Raw genomic sequence first — 13238 nt, forward strand, 5'->3', positions numbered from 1 at the left:
CATGACCGCCACGGCCCCTCGGGGGACACGCACAGCCCTGGCCCTTTTCTGCTCCGTCGCCCTGATGCTGTCCGGCTGCTCGGTGTTCGGCGGCGAGGGAGCGACCTCGACGGCGTCGACCTCCGGCGGGCAGGGTGCCTCGCCCGTGGAAGGGGGTGCCGAGCCCGTTCTCGACCCGGCCGCCACTCGCGCAGCGCTCAAGGACCTGGGCTCCCACTCGGGCAAGGACCTCAAGACCAAGCGGCTGGCCGAGGGGCTCGTCCCGCCGACCAACCGCTGGTTCTCCGGTCTGGTCTTCGGTGACCAGCCGCAGCCTGTCTTCCCCCTGCCGCTGACCTTCGGTCTGGATGCCCAGGGCTTCGGTTTCGGTCTTCCCGAGGTGACGACCAGCGAGAAGACGATCATGGGCGGCTATCGGCCCTCCGTGAAGGTGACCGTTCCAGGCGCCAGCGACTGGGTCGTCTCCACCTACGACGAGCTCAGCGTCACCGCCTCCCCTCGCCAAGGTGGCCCCAGCGTGACCATCGCGCAGGGCTCGCCCTTCGTCTGGTTCACGGCGAAGGACGCCACCAGCCTGACCACCAATGCGTCCTTCACGAAGAAGGGCGACCGCTGGGAGACCACTGACGCCTCGGGCACCTATGGGCTCGTGGTCGACAAGGGCAGCGTCGAGGGCAGCTCGATCACGCTCCAGGCCGGTGGTCGTGCGACCTGGTTCGCCGTCCCGAAGGGTGGAAAGGCTGACCAGTTGGCCAAGCTCGCGTCCCCGCTGGGCGGAACCTCGGCGTCCTACCAGGTGGGTGACCAGGACGTGACGACCACGCTGCACTACAACCCGAGCAAGGGCGAGACCGCCGTCGGCGCCCTGCCCCACCAGCAGCGCGGCCTGAAGTCGTCCTGCACGCTGGGCACCTTCGCCACGATCATGGGCGAAATGAAGCTCTGCCAGGGCAAGGATCTCGTCTTCACCACGCCCAATCAGAAGGCGCAGGGGACCCTGGACGTGTCCGGCCTCAGCGATGCCGAGAAGGAGGAACTGCGCAAGCAGGTCACCATCGATGTCGCTGGGCTCAAGGCCCCGGCTGCCGACACCTACTTCGGCGGCAAGTCGATCTACCGCGATGCCCAGCTCTACGCGATCGCCAAGCAGGTCAATGCGCCCGAGGCCGAGCAGCTCAAGTCCAAGCTCCTGGCCACCATGGACCGCTGGACCAACCCGAAGGGCTGCCAGGAGGCCAGCGAGTTCTGCTTCAGCTATGACTCGAAGAACAAGGGCATCGTCGGCAAGGTCGCCAGCTTCGGCGCCGATGAGTTCAACGACCACCACTTCCACTACGGCTACTTCCTGTACACCGCGGGTGTGCTGGCGGCCGACGACCCCACGCTGGTGGAGAAGTACAAGCCGGTGATCAACCTGCTGGCTGCCGACATCGCCTCCTCGACCCCGTCGAAGGAGTTCCCGGTGCGACGCAACTTCGACTCCTACAATGGCCACTCCTGGGCCTCGGGTACCTCACCGTTCGCCGACGGCAACAACCAGGAGTCATCCTCCGAGGGTGTCCAGGCCTGGGCCGGGCTGAGGCTGTGGGCCAGGGCGTCCAAGAACACCGCGCTGGAGACACAGGCAGCCTGGATGCAGTCCCTGGAATCGGCGACTGCCCTGGACTACTACATCGACTTCGACCTGAAGCAGCCGGTCTACAAGGGGTACAAGCACCTGGTGAGCCCGCTGATCTTCGGTGGCAAGCGTGACTACGCGACCTGGTTCTCCCCGGAGCCGGCGGCCATGCTCGGCATCCAGATCCTGCCTCTGAGCCCCTCGCTGAACTACCTCGGACGCGACCCGGAGCGTGTGGGGAAGAACATCGAGGAGGGCATCGGCACCAAGGGCTTCGATCAGAAGTACGGCGACTGGCTGCTGCTCTACTCCGCCTTCCAGGGCGAGGAGCAGCGCAAGCAGGCGCTGGAGAAGGCCTGCAACTTCCCCGCGGCCCTGATCGATGACGGCCTCACTCGCAGCTACATGCTGGCCTGGCTGATGACCCTCAAGAAGTGACGCTCTGAGGTGACTGTGGGGGCGTCCGGGTGTTGACTGGACGCGATGCCTGACTCGACTGCTCGTCCCCGCTCACCCCTGATGGGGCTGGCCCTGTGCCTGCTGGCCGCCCTGGCTGGCCTGGCTGCCAACCGCGCCCTGCCGGTGCTCAGCGCCCTGCTGGTGGCGATCGTGCTGGGCGTGGTGGTCGGCAATGTGCGCCCCTCAGTCGCGTCCCTGCCCGGGATCAAGCTGGCCTCGAAGACCCTGCTGCGCGCCGGTATCGTCCTGTTGGGCCTGAAGGTGAGCCTGGGCGACATCGCCGGACTTGGCCTGCCCGTGGTGGTGCTCGTGCTTGCGATCGTCGCCGTGGGGGTGGTCGGCAGCTACCTGATCGGACGCGCCCTGGGTCTCGACGAGGACCTCTCCATGCTGGTCGCCAGCGGCTTCTCGATCTGCGGTGCTGCCGCGGTGGCAGCAGTGGACGGCGTCATCAAGCCAGCCAAGGAGGCCGTCGCCACCGCGATCGCCCTGGTGGTCCTCTTCGGGACGCTGATGATCCCGATCGTCCCGGTCCTTTCACGCGTGATGGGTCTGTCCGGCGCCCAGACGGCGATCTGGGCCGGCGGGGGGACGCATGAGGTCGCGCAGGTGGTCGCCATCGGCGGTATCGCAGGGGGCGGATCGGTACTCGCCACGGCTGTCATCGTGAAACTCGCGAGGGTGGTGCTGCTGGCCCCGACCATGATCGGTCTGGCGGCCTGGCAGCGGCGCCGCGTGGGTGCCGCAGGGGAACGCCCGCCCTTCATCCAGCCCTTCGTCGCCGGTTTCATCGGGGCGGTGCTGGTGCGGTCTTTCGTGGTCCTGCCGACGGACGTGCTGCATGTGGCGGACCTGGCGCAGACGATCCTGCTGTCGATGGCGATGTTCGCCCTCGGCCTGGGAGTCAACCGCAAGGCCCTGGCGAAGACCTCGGGCAAGGCCCTGGCCCTGGGCGTCCTGTCGACGCTGCTGGTCAGCGGGATGGCGCTCGGCGGGGCGATTCTGCTGCGCTGACGGGCCGGCAGCTCAGCCGACGAAGAGGCAGAAGGGGTGCCCAGCGGGGTCGGCGAGCACGACCAGCGGCTCCTCAGGGTCGTCGAGGCGGGTGTAGACCACCTCGGCGCCCATCTCGAGAGCCCGGTCGCGATGGTTGATGAGGGCGTCGAGTGAATCGACCATGCAGTCCAGGTGCATCTGCATCGGCACCTCAGGGGAGGGCCAGGTGGTGGTCTTGAGCTCCTCAGCGAGCTGGAAGGCCAGGCGACGGCCGCCGCGCGGGTCCTGGATCACGACCCAGTCGAGGTCATCAGGGCCATCGGTGGGCGGCTCGTCGCCGGGCCTGTACTCCATTCCCAACAGCGACCGGTAGAACTCGGCCAGCCCACGCACGTCAGTGGTGTCCAGCACGGTCTGTAGCAGCTGTGGAAATTCAGTCATCGGTGTCCTTCCCTCACGGTCCAGACTAGGCCCTCCGGAAAGGGATCAGGGCTGGTCACGCAGGGGGTCACGGTCCAGCGCGTCCCGCTGCTGGAGCGTGGGCTGCTGCTCGGCCCCGCCGACCACCTGACGGATCTGGTCGATGATGGCGCGCTCCTTGTCGGATACGCCCCCACCCGCCGCCTCGGCGGCGGCCTCAACCATGTCGATCACTGTCTGGCGGAATGACTGGGAGCTGTCCGGGTCCTTGGCGTCCACAATCGCGATCGCCTCGGACAGGGTGCTCATCTCCTCCCCCTTCGTGACGCGGGGGACGTCGAACTCGCGGAAGATGGACTGCAGCTCTGGGGGCATCTTCTGCAGCGCGCGGGAGGCTGCGGCCGATTCCTTGAACTGCTGGAAGAATCCCCCGTCAGCGCGGGAGACCAGGGAGGCAACGGCGAGGACGCCGCCGCGGATGGTGTCACTTTCGACTTCGGTGTAGTCAGCCATGCTCCACCCTGACACGGACGCGCCGAGTCGCGCGGGGATCAGGCCAAACGGCCCCGGTCCTCACGGAGCTTCTGGGCGACCGCAGCCAGCCGGGGACTCTCCTGATCAGCGGCCAGAGCCTCGAGGACGGCGTCCATCGGCTCGGCCGGGGCGTGCCGAACAGCCTCCGCAGCAGCCTCCTGCTCGCCCTCGCGGCGCTGCAGCAGCGGGTACTGGTCGGGGTCTGCCAGCCGGACCAGGATGTCGGCGGCATGCTCACGGGCTGCTTGGGAGCCGGTGTGCAGGTGCTCGACCAGCGCGGGGATTCCGGGCGGGCCGTACTGCAGCAGCGCCAGGGTGAGCCCGAGTCGACGCTCGGCGTCCCCCTCGCCCAGGTGGGCCAGCAGCGGGGGCAGCGCCTCCGGGGTGCCGATGCGTCCCAGCGCCCACCAGGCCTTGGCGGCCACCACGCGGTCGGGGTTGTCGGCGTCCGGAATGATGGCGGCGACGGTGCTCGGGTCACCGATCTTGGACAGGGTGTGAAGGACGTGCTCGCGATCGGTGTCGGGCTCGTACAGCATCGCGACCAGGCGCGGGACGGCGGCCTTGCCCTGGGCGGTGATGGCCCAGATCAGGCTCTCGCGGACGAAGTCCTCGCGTTCGTGGACCATGAGGTCGACCAGCTCGTCGATGACACTGCTGGTGTCACGGGCGCCCAGGGCGAGGGCGGCGGTCTGGCGGTCGAGCGCGTTGTCGGAGCGGGCGCCAGCCATCAGGACATCAAGGTCAGGGGTGCTCATGCCCCCAGACTAGGTCGAGCTTGCCCCCGGAGGAGAGGCATCCGCTTCCAGCGCAATGAGCCACCGCCGCAGCAGGCCGGCCAGCTGCTTGCGGTCGGCGTCCGAGAGGCCGGTGAGCAGGGGCTGCTCATGGCGCAGGTGCACCTCGACGCATTCATCGACTAGGTTGCGTCCGGCCGCGCCGGTGGGATTGTGGACGCTGACCGCCTGGCAGCTGACCATCGGCGGACTGGTGCTGGTCCCCGTCTCCCTGCTGGTCGAAGGGGCCCCGCCGCAGCAGGATCGAGCCGCGATTCTGGCCTACCTGTGGCTTGCCGTGGCGGGCACGGCGATTGCCTATGCTCGCGGCCACCCCCGTTCGGGGTGCGGGCGCTGGGCCTCAGCCGTCGAGGACCGAGGCGCCCAGCCGGTAGCCCATCCCGGGTTCGGTGATGACGACCTGCGGGTGGCTCGGGTCGTCCTCGAGCTTGCGGCGCATCGTGGCCGCGTAGACGCGCAGGTACTGGCTCTCGGTGGCGTACTGCGGCCCCCACACCTCGGTGAGGATGGCCTGCTGGGTGACCAGGGTTCCCGGACGCCGGGCCAGCACCTCCAGAAAGCGCCATTCGGTGGGGGTGAGGTGCACTGCCTCCCCGGCGCGGGACACCTCGTGGCGGGCCAGGTCGATGATGACATTGCCGACGGTCAGGGCGGGTACGTCCGGGGTGGGGACGCGACGGAGGGCGGCGCGGAGCCGGGCCATCAGCTCCGCCATCCCGAAGGGCTTGGTGACGTAGTCGTCAGCGCCGGCGTCCAGGGCTTCCACCTTGTCATCGGAGGTGTGCCGGGCCGACAGGACGATGATGGGCACCTCGTTCCAGCCGCGCAGCCCCGCCAGCACCTCGGTGCCATCCATGTCTGGCAGGCCCAGGTCGAGGATGATGGCGTCCACGTGGTGGTCGGCGACTGCCTGCAGGGCGGCCCGGCCTGAGTTGGCGGTCAGCGGCAGGTAGCCGCGGGCCCGCAGGTTGATCTCCAGGGCCTTCGCCAGGGCAGGCTCGTCATCAACCACCAGCACGGTGCCCTCGCTCACTCCTGCACCTCCCCGCTCCATTCGGACGCCTTGAGGGGAATCCGAATCTCCATGGTGAGACCTCCGCCGGGGGTGTCGCGGGCAGCCACGCTGGCGCCGAGCGCCTCCGCGAACCCGGCGGCGACGGCCAGGCCGAGGCCGACGCCCCCTCCGGTGCGTCCGCCATCGCCCAGTTGCTGGAAGGGCTGGAAGATCTGCTCGCGCCGCGAGGCCGGGACGCCCGGGCCGCGGTCGACCACGGAGAGCACCAGCTGGTCCTCCTCGCGGTCGGCCCGCAATTCCACCAGGACGCCCTCGGGCTGGTGCCGCAGGGCGTTGTCGACAAGGTTCGCCAGGATGCGCTCCACCAGTCCCGCGTCGGTGTGCACCACGGGAGCCCCGGGTTCCACCGTGAGCTTCAGACGCTGCGGGTCGTGGTCCCGGGCCACCGCGAGCAGCAACTCCTCGGGGCTGACCGCATCCTCGACGAGGCTGAGGTGGCCGGTGCGCAGGCGGGTCATGTCCAGCAGGTTCTCGATCAGCCGCTCGAGTCGGTCGGCGTTCTCATCCACCATGCCGAGCAGTTCGCGGCGATCGGCCTCGGGCCAGTCCACTTCGGTCGAGAGCAGCGAGGAGGAGCTGGCCTTGATCGCCGCCAGCGGCGTCCTCAGGTCATGGGAGATGGCCGCCAGCAGGGCGGTCTGCAGGCTGTCGCGGGCGGCCAGTTCTCCCACCTGACGAGCCTGTTCGCGCAGCTCGTCGCGCTCCCGGCGGGCCTGGAACTGATGCCCGAAGGCGGTCAGGACGCGTTCGTCGGAGGGGGTGAGGGCGGGGCCGTGGCAGCTGATCTGCAGGTGGTCGCTGATGGCGACATGGGAGACGTGCTGGTCCTCCTCGTCGGCATGGCCAACCTCGGCCAGGGTGCGCCAGGGGGAGGTGACCGAGTCACGTGCCCGCAGCTGCACCAGACGTTGGCGGAAGGTGTCGCGGACGAGCCCGAGCGCAGATTCGGTGGTGAGGTTGGCAGCCAGGGTCTGCTCGGTGAGCAGGAAGAGGGTGTCGGACTCCGAGCGGGCACGAATGGCCTGACGGGCCCGGGAGACGGAGGCGTCCACCAATCCGGCCACGGCGATGGCGACCAGCAGGGAGATGACGAGGGCGGCCACCGATTTCGGGTCGGAGATGGTGAAGGTGTGCAGCGGCGGGGTGAACCACCAGTTGACCAGCAGGAAACCGAGAACCGCGCTCAGCACCGCGGGCCAGAGGCCACCCAGCAGCGCGACCGCGACGGTGAGGGCCAGGAAGGCCATCATCGCGAAGGACTCGTTGTGGTCCTTCCAGTGCCACAGGCCCCAGGTGAGCGCTGCCGGGCCCATCGCGGCGACGCCGAAGGCGGTCAGGCGACGACGCAGCGACAACTGGGGACGCCGCCGGTGCGCGCCAGTCGAGGACCAGTCGTGGCTGACCACGTGCACATCGATGTCGCCCGCCCCGGCGATCACCTGGCGGTCGACCGGGGTGCGGAACAGGCGTTGCCAGCGTGAGGATCGGGTGTTGCCGACCACGACCGAGGTGGCATTCACCTTCTGGGCGTACTCGAGCAGCACCTGGGCGGGGTCGTCGCCGGTGAGGGTGATGAAGGTGCCCTGGAGGTCCTCCACGAGGCGGCGCTGGTCGACCAGTTCGCGGCGGTCGGTATGGACGAGGCCGTCTTGGCGGGCGACGTAGACCGCAATCAGGTCACCACCGGCACCCTTGTGGGCAACCCGTGCGCCGCGGCGCAGCAGGGCAGCTCCTTCGGGTCCGCCGGACAGTGCGACCACGACGCGGTCGCGGGTCTGCCAGGTGCGACGGATGGACTGGTCCTCCCGGTAGCGTGTCAACCCCTCATCGACCCGGTCCGCGACCCAGAGCAGGGCCAGTTCGCGCAGGGCGGCCAGGTTGCCGTGGCGGAAGTAGTTGCGCAGGGCGGCGTCGATCTTCTCCCCGGAGTAGATGTTGCCATGGGCCATCCGGCGCCGGATCGCCTCGGGATCCATGTCGACCAGTTCGATCTGGTCAGCGGCCCGCACGATCGCATCCGGGACGGTTTCGCGCTGGGTGATGCCGGTGATCTGGGTCACCACGTCGTTCAGGGATTCCAGGTGCTGGATGTTGACGGTGGTGATCACGTCGATGCCAGCGGCGAGGAGTTCGTCGACGTCCTCGGCGCGGCGGGCATTGCGTGACCCCGGGACATTGGTATGGGCCAGTTCGTCGACCAGCGCCAGCTCGGGGCGTCGGGCCAGGACGGCATCGATGTCCATCTCGGTGAACTGGGTGCCGCGGTAGTCGATGGTGCGTCGGGGGACCAGCTCCAGCCCCTCGAGCTGGGCGGCGGTGTTGACGCGTCCGTGGGTTTCGACCAGGGCGACGACGACGTCGGTGCCACGGTCCCGGCGCCGGCGTCCCTCGCACAGCATCGCGTAGGTCTTGCCGACGCCGGGGGCGGCCCCGAGCAGGACGCGCAGGGTGCCGCGGCGTCCAGTTCGGGGCTCACCCTCAGTACTCATGGGGTCCATCCTTCCAGTGCTACTTGCCCAGGGCGTGCAGGCACATGTTGGCCTCGAGCACATTCACAGTGCGTTCGCCGAGGAACCCGAGACGGCGTCCGCGGGTGGCCTCGTCGATGCACTGCTGGACGCGGCCGGTCTCCACGCCGCGGGCCTTCGCGATGCGCTCAACCTGCTGCTGGGCCCAGGTGGTCGAGATGTGTGGGTCGAGCCCGGAGCCGGAGGTGGTGAGGGCATCGGCCGGCGCCTTGGCCCCCCGGATCTCCTTCAGGCCGGTGACGGTCTTGAGCAGCTCGGGAGAGTTCGGCCCCAGGTTCGAGCTGCCGGAGGCGCGCCCGTCGTAGTCAGCGGCGGAGGGACGTCCCCACAGCCATTCCTTGCCGGTGAACTGCTGGCCGATCAGGCGCGAACCGACCTCGCGTCCATTCGCGGTGACGATTGACCCCTCGGCCTTGCCCGGGGCCAGGACGTGGCCGATGCCCCAGATGGCCAGCGGGTAGAGGGCGCCCAGGATCACGGTGAGCAGGGCCATGATGCGCAGGCCCGCGAGCAGGTGGTGCAGGTAGGACTTCATGATCATCCAATTCCGAGGAGGGTGAGCAGCATGTCGATGAGTTTGATGCCGATGAACGGGGCGACCAGGCCGCCCAGGCCGTAGACCAGCAGGTTGCGGCGCAGCAGGGCGCTGGCCGAGCTGGCCCGCTGGGTGACGCCCTTGAGGGCCAGCGGGACCAGGGCGATGATGATCAGGGCGTTGAAGATGACCGCCGAGAGGATCGCCGACTCCGGGGAGTGCAGTCGCATGATGTTCAGCGCCCCGAGCTGGGGGTGCAGGGCCACGAACAGCGCCGGGATGATGGCGAAGTACTTGGCCACGTCATTGGCGATGGAGAAGGTGGTCAGGGCTCCGCGGGTCATCAGCAGCTGCTTGCCGATCTGCACGATCTCGATCAGCTTGGTGGGGTCGGAGTCGAGGTCGACCATGTTGCCGGCCTCCTTGGCGGCCGAGGTGCCCGTGTTCATGGCGACACCGACATCGGCCTGGGCCAGCGCGGGGGCGTCATTGGTGCCGTCACCGGTCATCGCGACCATGGCACCGCCGGACTGCTCCTGCTTGATGAGGGCCACCTTGTCCGAGGGACGCGCCTCGGCCAGGAAGTCGTCGACACCGGCCTCCTTGGCGATGGCCGCGGCGGTCACCGGGTTGTCGCCGGTGATCATGACAGTGCGAATGCCCATGGCACGGAGCGCCTCGAAGCGCTCCTTCATGCCGTCCTTGACGATGTCCTTCAGGTGGATGACGCCGAGCACGCGGGCACGACCATTCGGATCACGGCTGGCCACCACCAGCGGGGTGCCGCCGGTGGAGGACACCTGCTGGACCAGCTCATCGACCTGGGTGTCGACGCTGGCACCGTGCTCGCGGGCCCAGGCGATGCAGGCTGAGGGTGCACCCTTGCGGATGCTGGTGCCATCGGCCAGGTCGACGCCGGACATGCGGGTCTCGGCCGAGAACGGGATGTGGGTGGCTTCGCGGGCCCTCTGGATCGCGTGGTCGGCGGTGTCGGGGTGGCGTTCGCCGACGAAGTCGATCACCGAGCGACCCTCGGGAGTCTCATCGGCCAGGGAGGACAGCAGGGCCGCCTCGGCCAGGCTGGCGTCCGAGACACCGTGGTTGCGCAGCAGCTCGGACGCCCGTCGGTTGCCGTGGGTGATGGTTCCGGTCTTGTCGAGCAGCAGGGTGGTGCAGTCACCAGCGGCCTCGACGGCGCGTCCGGACATGGCCAGCACATTGCGCTGGACCAGGCGGTCCATGCCGGCGATTCCGATGGCGGACAGGAGGGCGCCGATCGTGGTGGGGATCAGGCAGACCAACAGGGCCACCAGGATCACCACGGGAACCCCGGCGCCGGCGTGGATGGCGAAGGGCTGCAGGGTCATCACGGCGAGCAGGAAGATGATCGTCAGGCTGGACAGCAGGATGCCGAGGGCGACCTCGTTGGGGGTCTTCTGCCGCTCGGCGCCCTCCACGAGGGCGATCATCCGGTCCAGGAAGGACTGGCCCGGTTCCTGGCTGATCCGCACGACGATGCGGTCGGACAGGACGCGGGTACCACCGGTGACCGCGGACCGGTCGCCGCCGGACTCGCGGATCACGGGCGCCGACTCGCCGGTGATGGCGGACTCGTCGACGCTGGCCACACCCTCGATGACGTCACCATCACCCGGGATGACCTGCCCGGCCTCGACGACCACCACGTCACCGCGGCGCAGCTCGGAGCTGGGCACCTCGTTCTCGATGCCATTGACGAGCAGGCGGGCGGTGGTGGTCTGCTTGGCGGCCCGCAGGTGGGCCGCCTGGGCCTTGCCACGACCCTCGGCGACAGCATCGGCCAGGTTGGCGAAGATGACGGTCAGCCACAGCCAGATGACGATCGAGATGCTGAACAGCGAGGGGTGCAGGATCGCCAGCACAGTGCTGAAGACCGATCCGACCTGGACCACGAACATGACCGGGTTGCGCACCATGATCCTCGGATCGAGGCGCTTGATGGCGTCCGGGAGGGCCTTCAGCATGAGGGTCGGCAGCGGCGCCCTGTTCGCGGTCGGCTTGTGGTGTCCGTGGGTGGACGCGACCAGCGTGCGCTCGGACGAGTCCTGCTCCGAAGGGCTCTTCGGCTGGTTGTGGGGGGTGAGGGTGGCGGTCACAGGAGTGCCTCCGCAATCGGTCCCAGCGCGAGGGCGGGGAAGAAGGTGAGCGCTGCCACGATGAGCACGATGCCCAGGCAGAGCGTGATGAACAGGGGTCCGTGGGTAGGCAGGGTGCCCGCTGTGGCGGGGACGCGCTGCTGCTGGGCGAGGCTGCCGGCGAGCTTCAGCGCGAAGACGATCGGCAGGAAGCGTCCGAACAGCATCGCCAGGCCGATGCCCACGGTGTGCAGGGGTGAGGCGGCATTGAAGCCGGCGAAGGCGGAGCCGTTGTTGTTGGCGCCCGAGGTGTAGGCGTAGAGGATCTCGCTGAGGCCGTGCGGGCCGGCGTCCTGCAGGGTTGCCTGGCCGCCGGGCAGCATCAGGGTGATCGCAGCGCCGAAGAGCATCGCCATCGGCATCACTAGGATGTAGAGCGCGACCGAGGTCATCTCGGCCCTGCCCAGGCGCTTGCCCAGGTACTCGGGGGTGCGCCCGACCATCAGCCCGCTGATGAAGACGGTCAGCAGGGCGATGACGAGCAGGCCGTAGAGCCCGGTGCCGACACCCCCGGGGGAGACCTCACCGAGCAGCATGTTCAGCATCAGGATGCCGCCACCAGCCGCAGTCCAGGAGTCGTGCATGGAGTTCACCGCACCGGTCGAGGTGCCGGTGCCGGTGGTGCCGTAGAGCACTGTGCCCCAGATGCCGAAGCGCTGCTCCTTGCCCTCCATGGAGCCACCGGCTGCCATCAGCGCGGTGCCCTTGTGGGCGAGTTCGGCGGCGACCGCGAGACCGAAGGAGGCCAGCTGCAGAGTGGCCATGACGGCCAGGATCGCGAAGCCCTGGCGACGGTCACGCACCATGCGTCCGAAGGTGAACGGCAGCGAGAAGGGGATGACGGTCATCGCCCAGATGGCGAGGATGTTGGTCAGGGCCGTGGCGTTCTCGAAGGGGTGGGCGCCATTGGCGTTGAAGAAGCCGCCGCCATTGGTGCCGAGCTGCTTGATGGCCTCCTGGCTGGCGATGGGGCCGAGCGGAATGTCCTGCTGGGCACCCGTCAGGGTGGTGACCTGGTGGCCGGCGGCAAAGCTCTGGATCACGCCCTCGCATACGAAGATGGTGGCGACCACGATGGCCAGGGGCAGCAGCAGGCGCAGGCTGACGCGGGTGACGTCAACCCAGAAGTTGCCCAGCTTGTCGGTGCCCATCCGGGCGAACCCGCGGACCAGGGCGAAGGCGACGCTGATGCCGACCGCGCCGGAGACGAAGTTCTGCACGGTCAGTCCGAGCATCTGCGGCAGGTGGCCGATGGCGGCCTCGCCGGAATACCACTGCCAGTTCGTGTTGGTGACGAAGGAGACGGCGGTGTTGAAGGCTCCGTCGGCGGGGAAGTTCTCCCGTCCGAAGGTGAGGGGGAGCCAGCGCTGGATGCGCAGCAGCAGGTAGAGCAGCAGCAGGCCCGCGAGGCTGAATCCCAGCACGGAGCGGGCATAGTGCCGCCAGTTCTGTTCGGTGCCGGCGTCCACACCGGTGAAGCGGTAGAGCAGGCGTTCGACGCGGGTGTGCTTCTCGCCCTGGGCGATGCGGGCCATGTAGGCACCGAGCGGGACGTGGGCAGCCGCGATGAGGCAGATGTAGAAGGCGAGCTGGAGGAGCCCGGCAGTGGTGGTCGTCATGGCTGCCCCCTCAGAACTTCTCGGGACGCAGGAGGGTGACGAACAGGTAGACCAGCAGGGCGAAGCCCAGGACGGCGGCGATGATGTTCTCCATCACTGCTCCCGGACGCTGGTCAGCGCGTGCAGGGCGGCGAAGAAGACCACCATCACGGCGATGAGTGCGAGATCGGACATGGGTCCATCGAATGCCCGCACGAGGGGGTGGTCAGCCAATCTTGATGCCTTCTTGATGCCGGGCGGAGCGGTCTTGGCGAAGCCTTGGCTGCAGCCGCTGCAGCACACAACGCGCCGGACCTTGGAAGGTCCGGCGCGTTGGATGTCTCGTGGGCCCTCCTGCTGTCGCAGGATCAAGTGGCGCGTGCGATTTACTGCACTTCACGAGAGGAAGCACGGACTCCGTGCGCGCCCCCAAAAGTTCGGCCCCATTGGGCAGGAAGTAGTCGACGTGGGGGATGACCCGGAGAGAGCAGCAGCCTCGCTTCC

At 68.6% G+C, this 13238-nt stretch carries 12 protein-coding genes; 2 read left to right on the top strand and 10 right to left on the bottom strand.

The annotated features are described in order from the left end of the window. Position 1: 1 nt before the first annotated feature. Both M3G03_RS00975 and M3G03_RS00980 read left to right on the top strand, forming a co-directional pair. Positions 2-2056: a glycosyl hydrolase gene (locus tag M3G03_RS00975; protein WP_259807426.1), complete on the top strand. Its 2055-nt coding sequence runs from the start codon at positions 2-4 to the stop codon at positions 2054-2056. Between the two features lie 45 nt (positions 2057-2101). Next, a complete protein-coding gene (locus M3G03_RS00980; protein WP_259807427.1) occupies positions 2102-3091 on the top strand; it encodes a YeiH family protein in 990 nt (329 codons plus the stop codon). Positions 3092-3103: 12 nt separating this feature from the next. Here M3G03_RS00980 and M3G03_RS00985 read toward each other — a convergent pair whose 3' ends face one another. The 10 genes from M3G03_RS00985 to kdpF all read right to left on the bottom strand — a co-directional run bounded on the left by M3G03_RS00985 (position 3104) and on the right by kdpF (position 12849). Beyond that, entirely contained in the window at positions 3104-3514 is a 411-nt protein-coding gene (locus M3G03_RS00985; RefSeq protein ID WP_259807428.1) for a VOC family protein, read from the bottom strand. A 45-nt stretch (positions 3515-3559) separates the two neighbouring features. Next, positions 3560-4006 (bottom strand): hypothetical protein, encoded by a 447-nt coding sequence (locus M3G03_RS00990; protein ID WP_259807429.1) that lies wholly within the window; start codon positions 4004-4006, stop codon positions 3560-3562. Positions 4007-4044: 38 nt separating this feature from the next. Then, on the bottom strand, positions 4045-4785 hold the full coding sequence (locus M3G03_RS00995; RefSeq protein WP_259807430.1) for a HEAT repeat domain-containing protein: 741 nt from the start codon (positions 4783-4785) through the stop codon (positions 4045-4047). Between the two features lie 9 nt (positions 4786-4794). Then, entirely contained in the window at positions 4795-5007 is a 213-nt protein-coding gene (locus tag M3G03_RS01000; RefSeq protein WP_259807431.1) for a hypothetical protein, read from the bottom strand. A gap of 157 nt (positions 5008-5164) precedes the next feature. Then, positions 5165-5857 carry a response regulator gene (locus tag M3G03_RS01005; protein ID WP_259807433.1) on the bottom strand — a complete coding sequence of 231 codons (693 nt, stop codon included), beginning with the start codon at positions 5855-5857 and terminating at the stop codon, positions 5165-5167. Next, positions 5854-8388 (bottom strand): DUF4118 domain-containing protein, encoded by a 2535-nt coding sequence (locus M3G03_RS01010; protein WP_259807435.1) that lies wholly within the window; start codon positions 8386-8388, stop codon positions 5854-5856. The genes M3G03_RS01005 and M3G03_RS01010 overlap by 4 nt, the downstream gene beginning before the upstream one ends. A 19-nt stretch (positions 8389-8407) precedes the next feature. Next, positions 8408-8962 carry a K(+)-transporting ATPase subunit C gene (kdpC, locus tag M3G03_RS01015; protein ID WP_259807437.1) on the bottom strand — a complete coding sequence of 185 codons (555 nt, stop codon included), beginning with the start codon at positions 8960-8962 and terminating at the stop codon, positions 8408-8410. A gap of 2 nt (positions 8963-8964) precedes the next feature. Continuing rightward, positions 8965-10965, bottom strand: a complete 2001-nt coding sequence (gene kdpB, locus M3G03_RS01020) for a potassium-transporting ATPase subunit KdpB (protein ID WP_259807902.1) — start codon at positions 10963-10965, stop codon at positions 8965-8967. A gap of 128 nt (positions 10966-11093) precedes the next feature. Then, positions 11094-12755: a potassium-transporting ATPase subunit KdpA gene (kdpA, locus tag M3G03_RS01025; RefSeq protein WP_259807438.1), complete on the bottom strand. Its 1662-nt coding sequence runs from the start codon at positions 12753-12755 to the stop codon at positions 11094-11096. Positions 12756-12765: 10 nt separating this feature from the next. Continuing rightward, a complete protein-coding gene (gene kdpF / locus M3G03_RS12885; RefSeq protein WP_396121858.1) occupies positions 12766-12849 on the bottom strand; it encodes a K(+)-transporting ATPase subunit F in 84 nt (27 codons plus the stop codon). Positions 12850-13238: the final 389 nt, after the last annotated feature.

It is taken from the genome of Aestuariimicrobium sp. p3-SID1156 (genome assembly GCF_025144225.1).
In the GTDB taxonomy this organism is placed as follows: domain Bacteria; phylum Actinomycetota; class Actinomycetes; order Propionibacteriales; family Propionibacteriaceae; genus Aestuariimicrobium.

What these genes read in the sequence shown, in the direction of transcription:
- M3G03_RS00975 (WP_259807426.1), top strand. Translation starts at nt 2, where the DNA reads ATGACCGCCACGGCCCCTCGGGGGACACGCACAGCCCTGGCCCTTTTC.
- M3G03_RS00980 (WP_259807427.1), top strand. Translation starts at nt 2,102, where the DNA reads ATGCCTGACTCGACTGCTCGTCCCCGCTCACCCCTGATGGGGCTGGCC.
- M3G03_RS00985 (WP_259807428.1), bottom strand. Translation starts at nt 3,514, where the DNA reads ATGACTGAATTTCCACAGCTGCTACAGACCGTGCTGGACACCACTGAC.
- M3G03_RS00990 (WP_259807429.1), bottom strand. Translation starts at nt 4,006, where the DNA reads ATGGCTGACTACACCGAAGTCGAAAGTGACACCATCCGCGGCGGCGTC.
- M3G03_RS00995 (WP_259807430.1), bottom strand. Translation starts at nt 4,785, where the DNA reads ATGAGCACCCCTGACCTTGATGTCCTGATGGCTGGCGCCCGCTCCGAC.
- M3G03_RS01000 (WP_259807431.1), bottom strand. Translation starts at nt 5,007, where the DNA reads ATGGTCAGCTGCCAGGCGGTCAGCGTCCACAATCCCACCGGCGCGGCC.
- M3G03_RS01010 (WP_259807435.1), bottom strand. Translation starts at nt 8,388, where the DNA reads ATGAGTACTGAGGGTGAGCCCCGAACTGGACGCCGCGGCACCCTGCGC.
- kdpC (WP_259807437.1), bottom strand. Translation starts at nt 8,962, where the DNA reads ATGAAGTCCTACCTGCACCACCTGCTCGCGGGCCTGCGCATCATGGCC.
- kdpB (WP_259807902.1), bottom strand. Translation starts at nt 10,965, where the DNA reads ATGCTGAAGGCCCTCCCGGACGCCATCAAGCGCCTCGATCCGAGGATC.
- kdpA (WP_259807438.1), bottom strand. Translation starts at nt 12,755, where the DNA reads ATGACGACCACCACTGCCGGGCTCCTCCAGCTCGCCTTCTACATCTGC.
- kdpF (WP_396121858.1), bottom strand. Translation starts at nt 12,849, where the DNA reads ATGGAGAACATCATCGCCGCCGTCCTGGGCTTCGCCCTGCTGGTCTAC.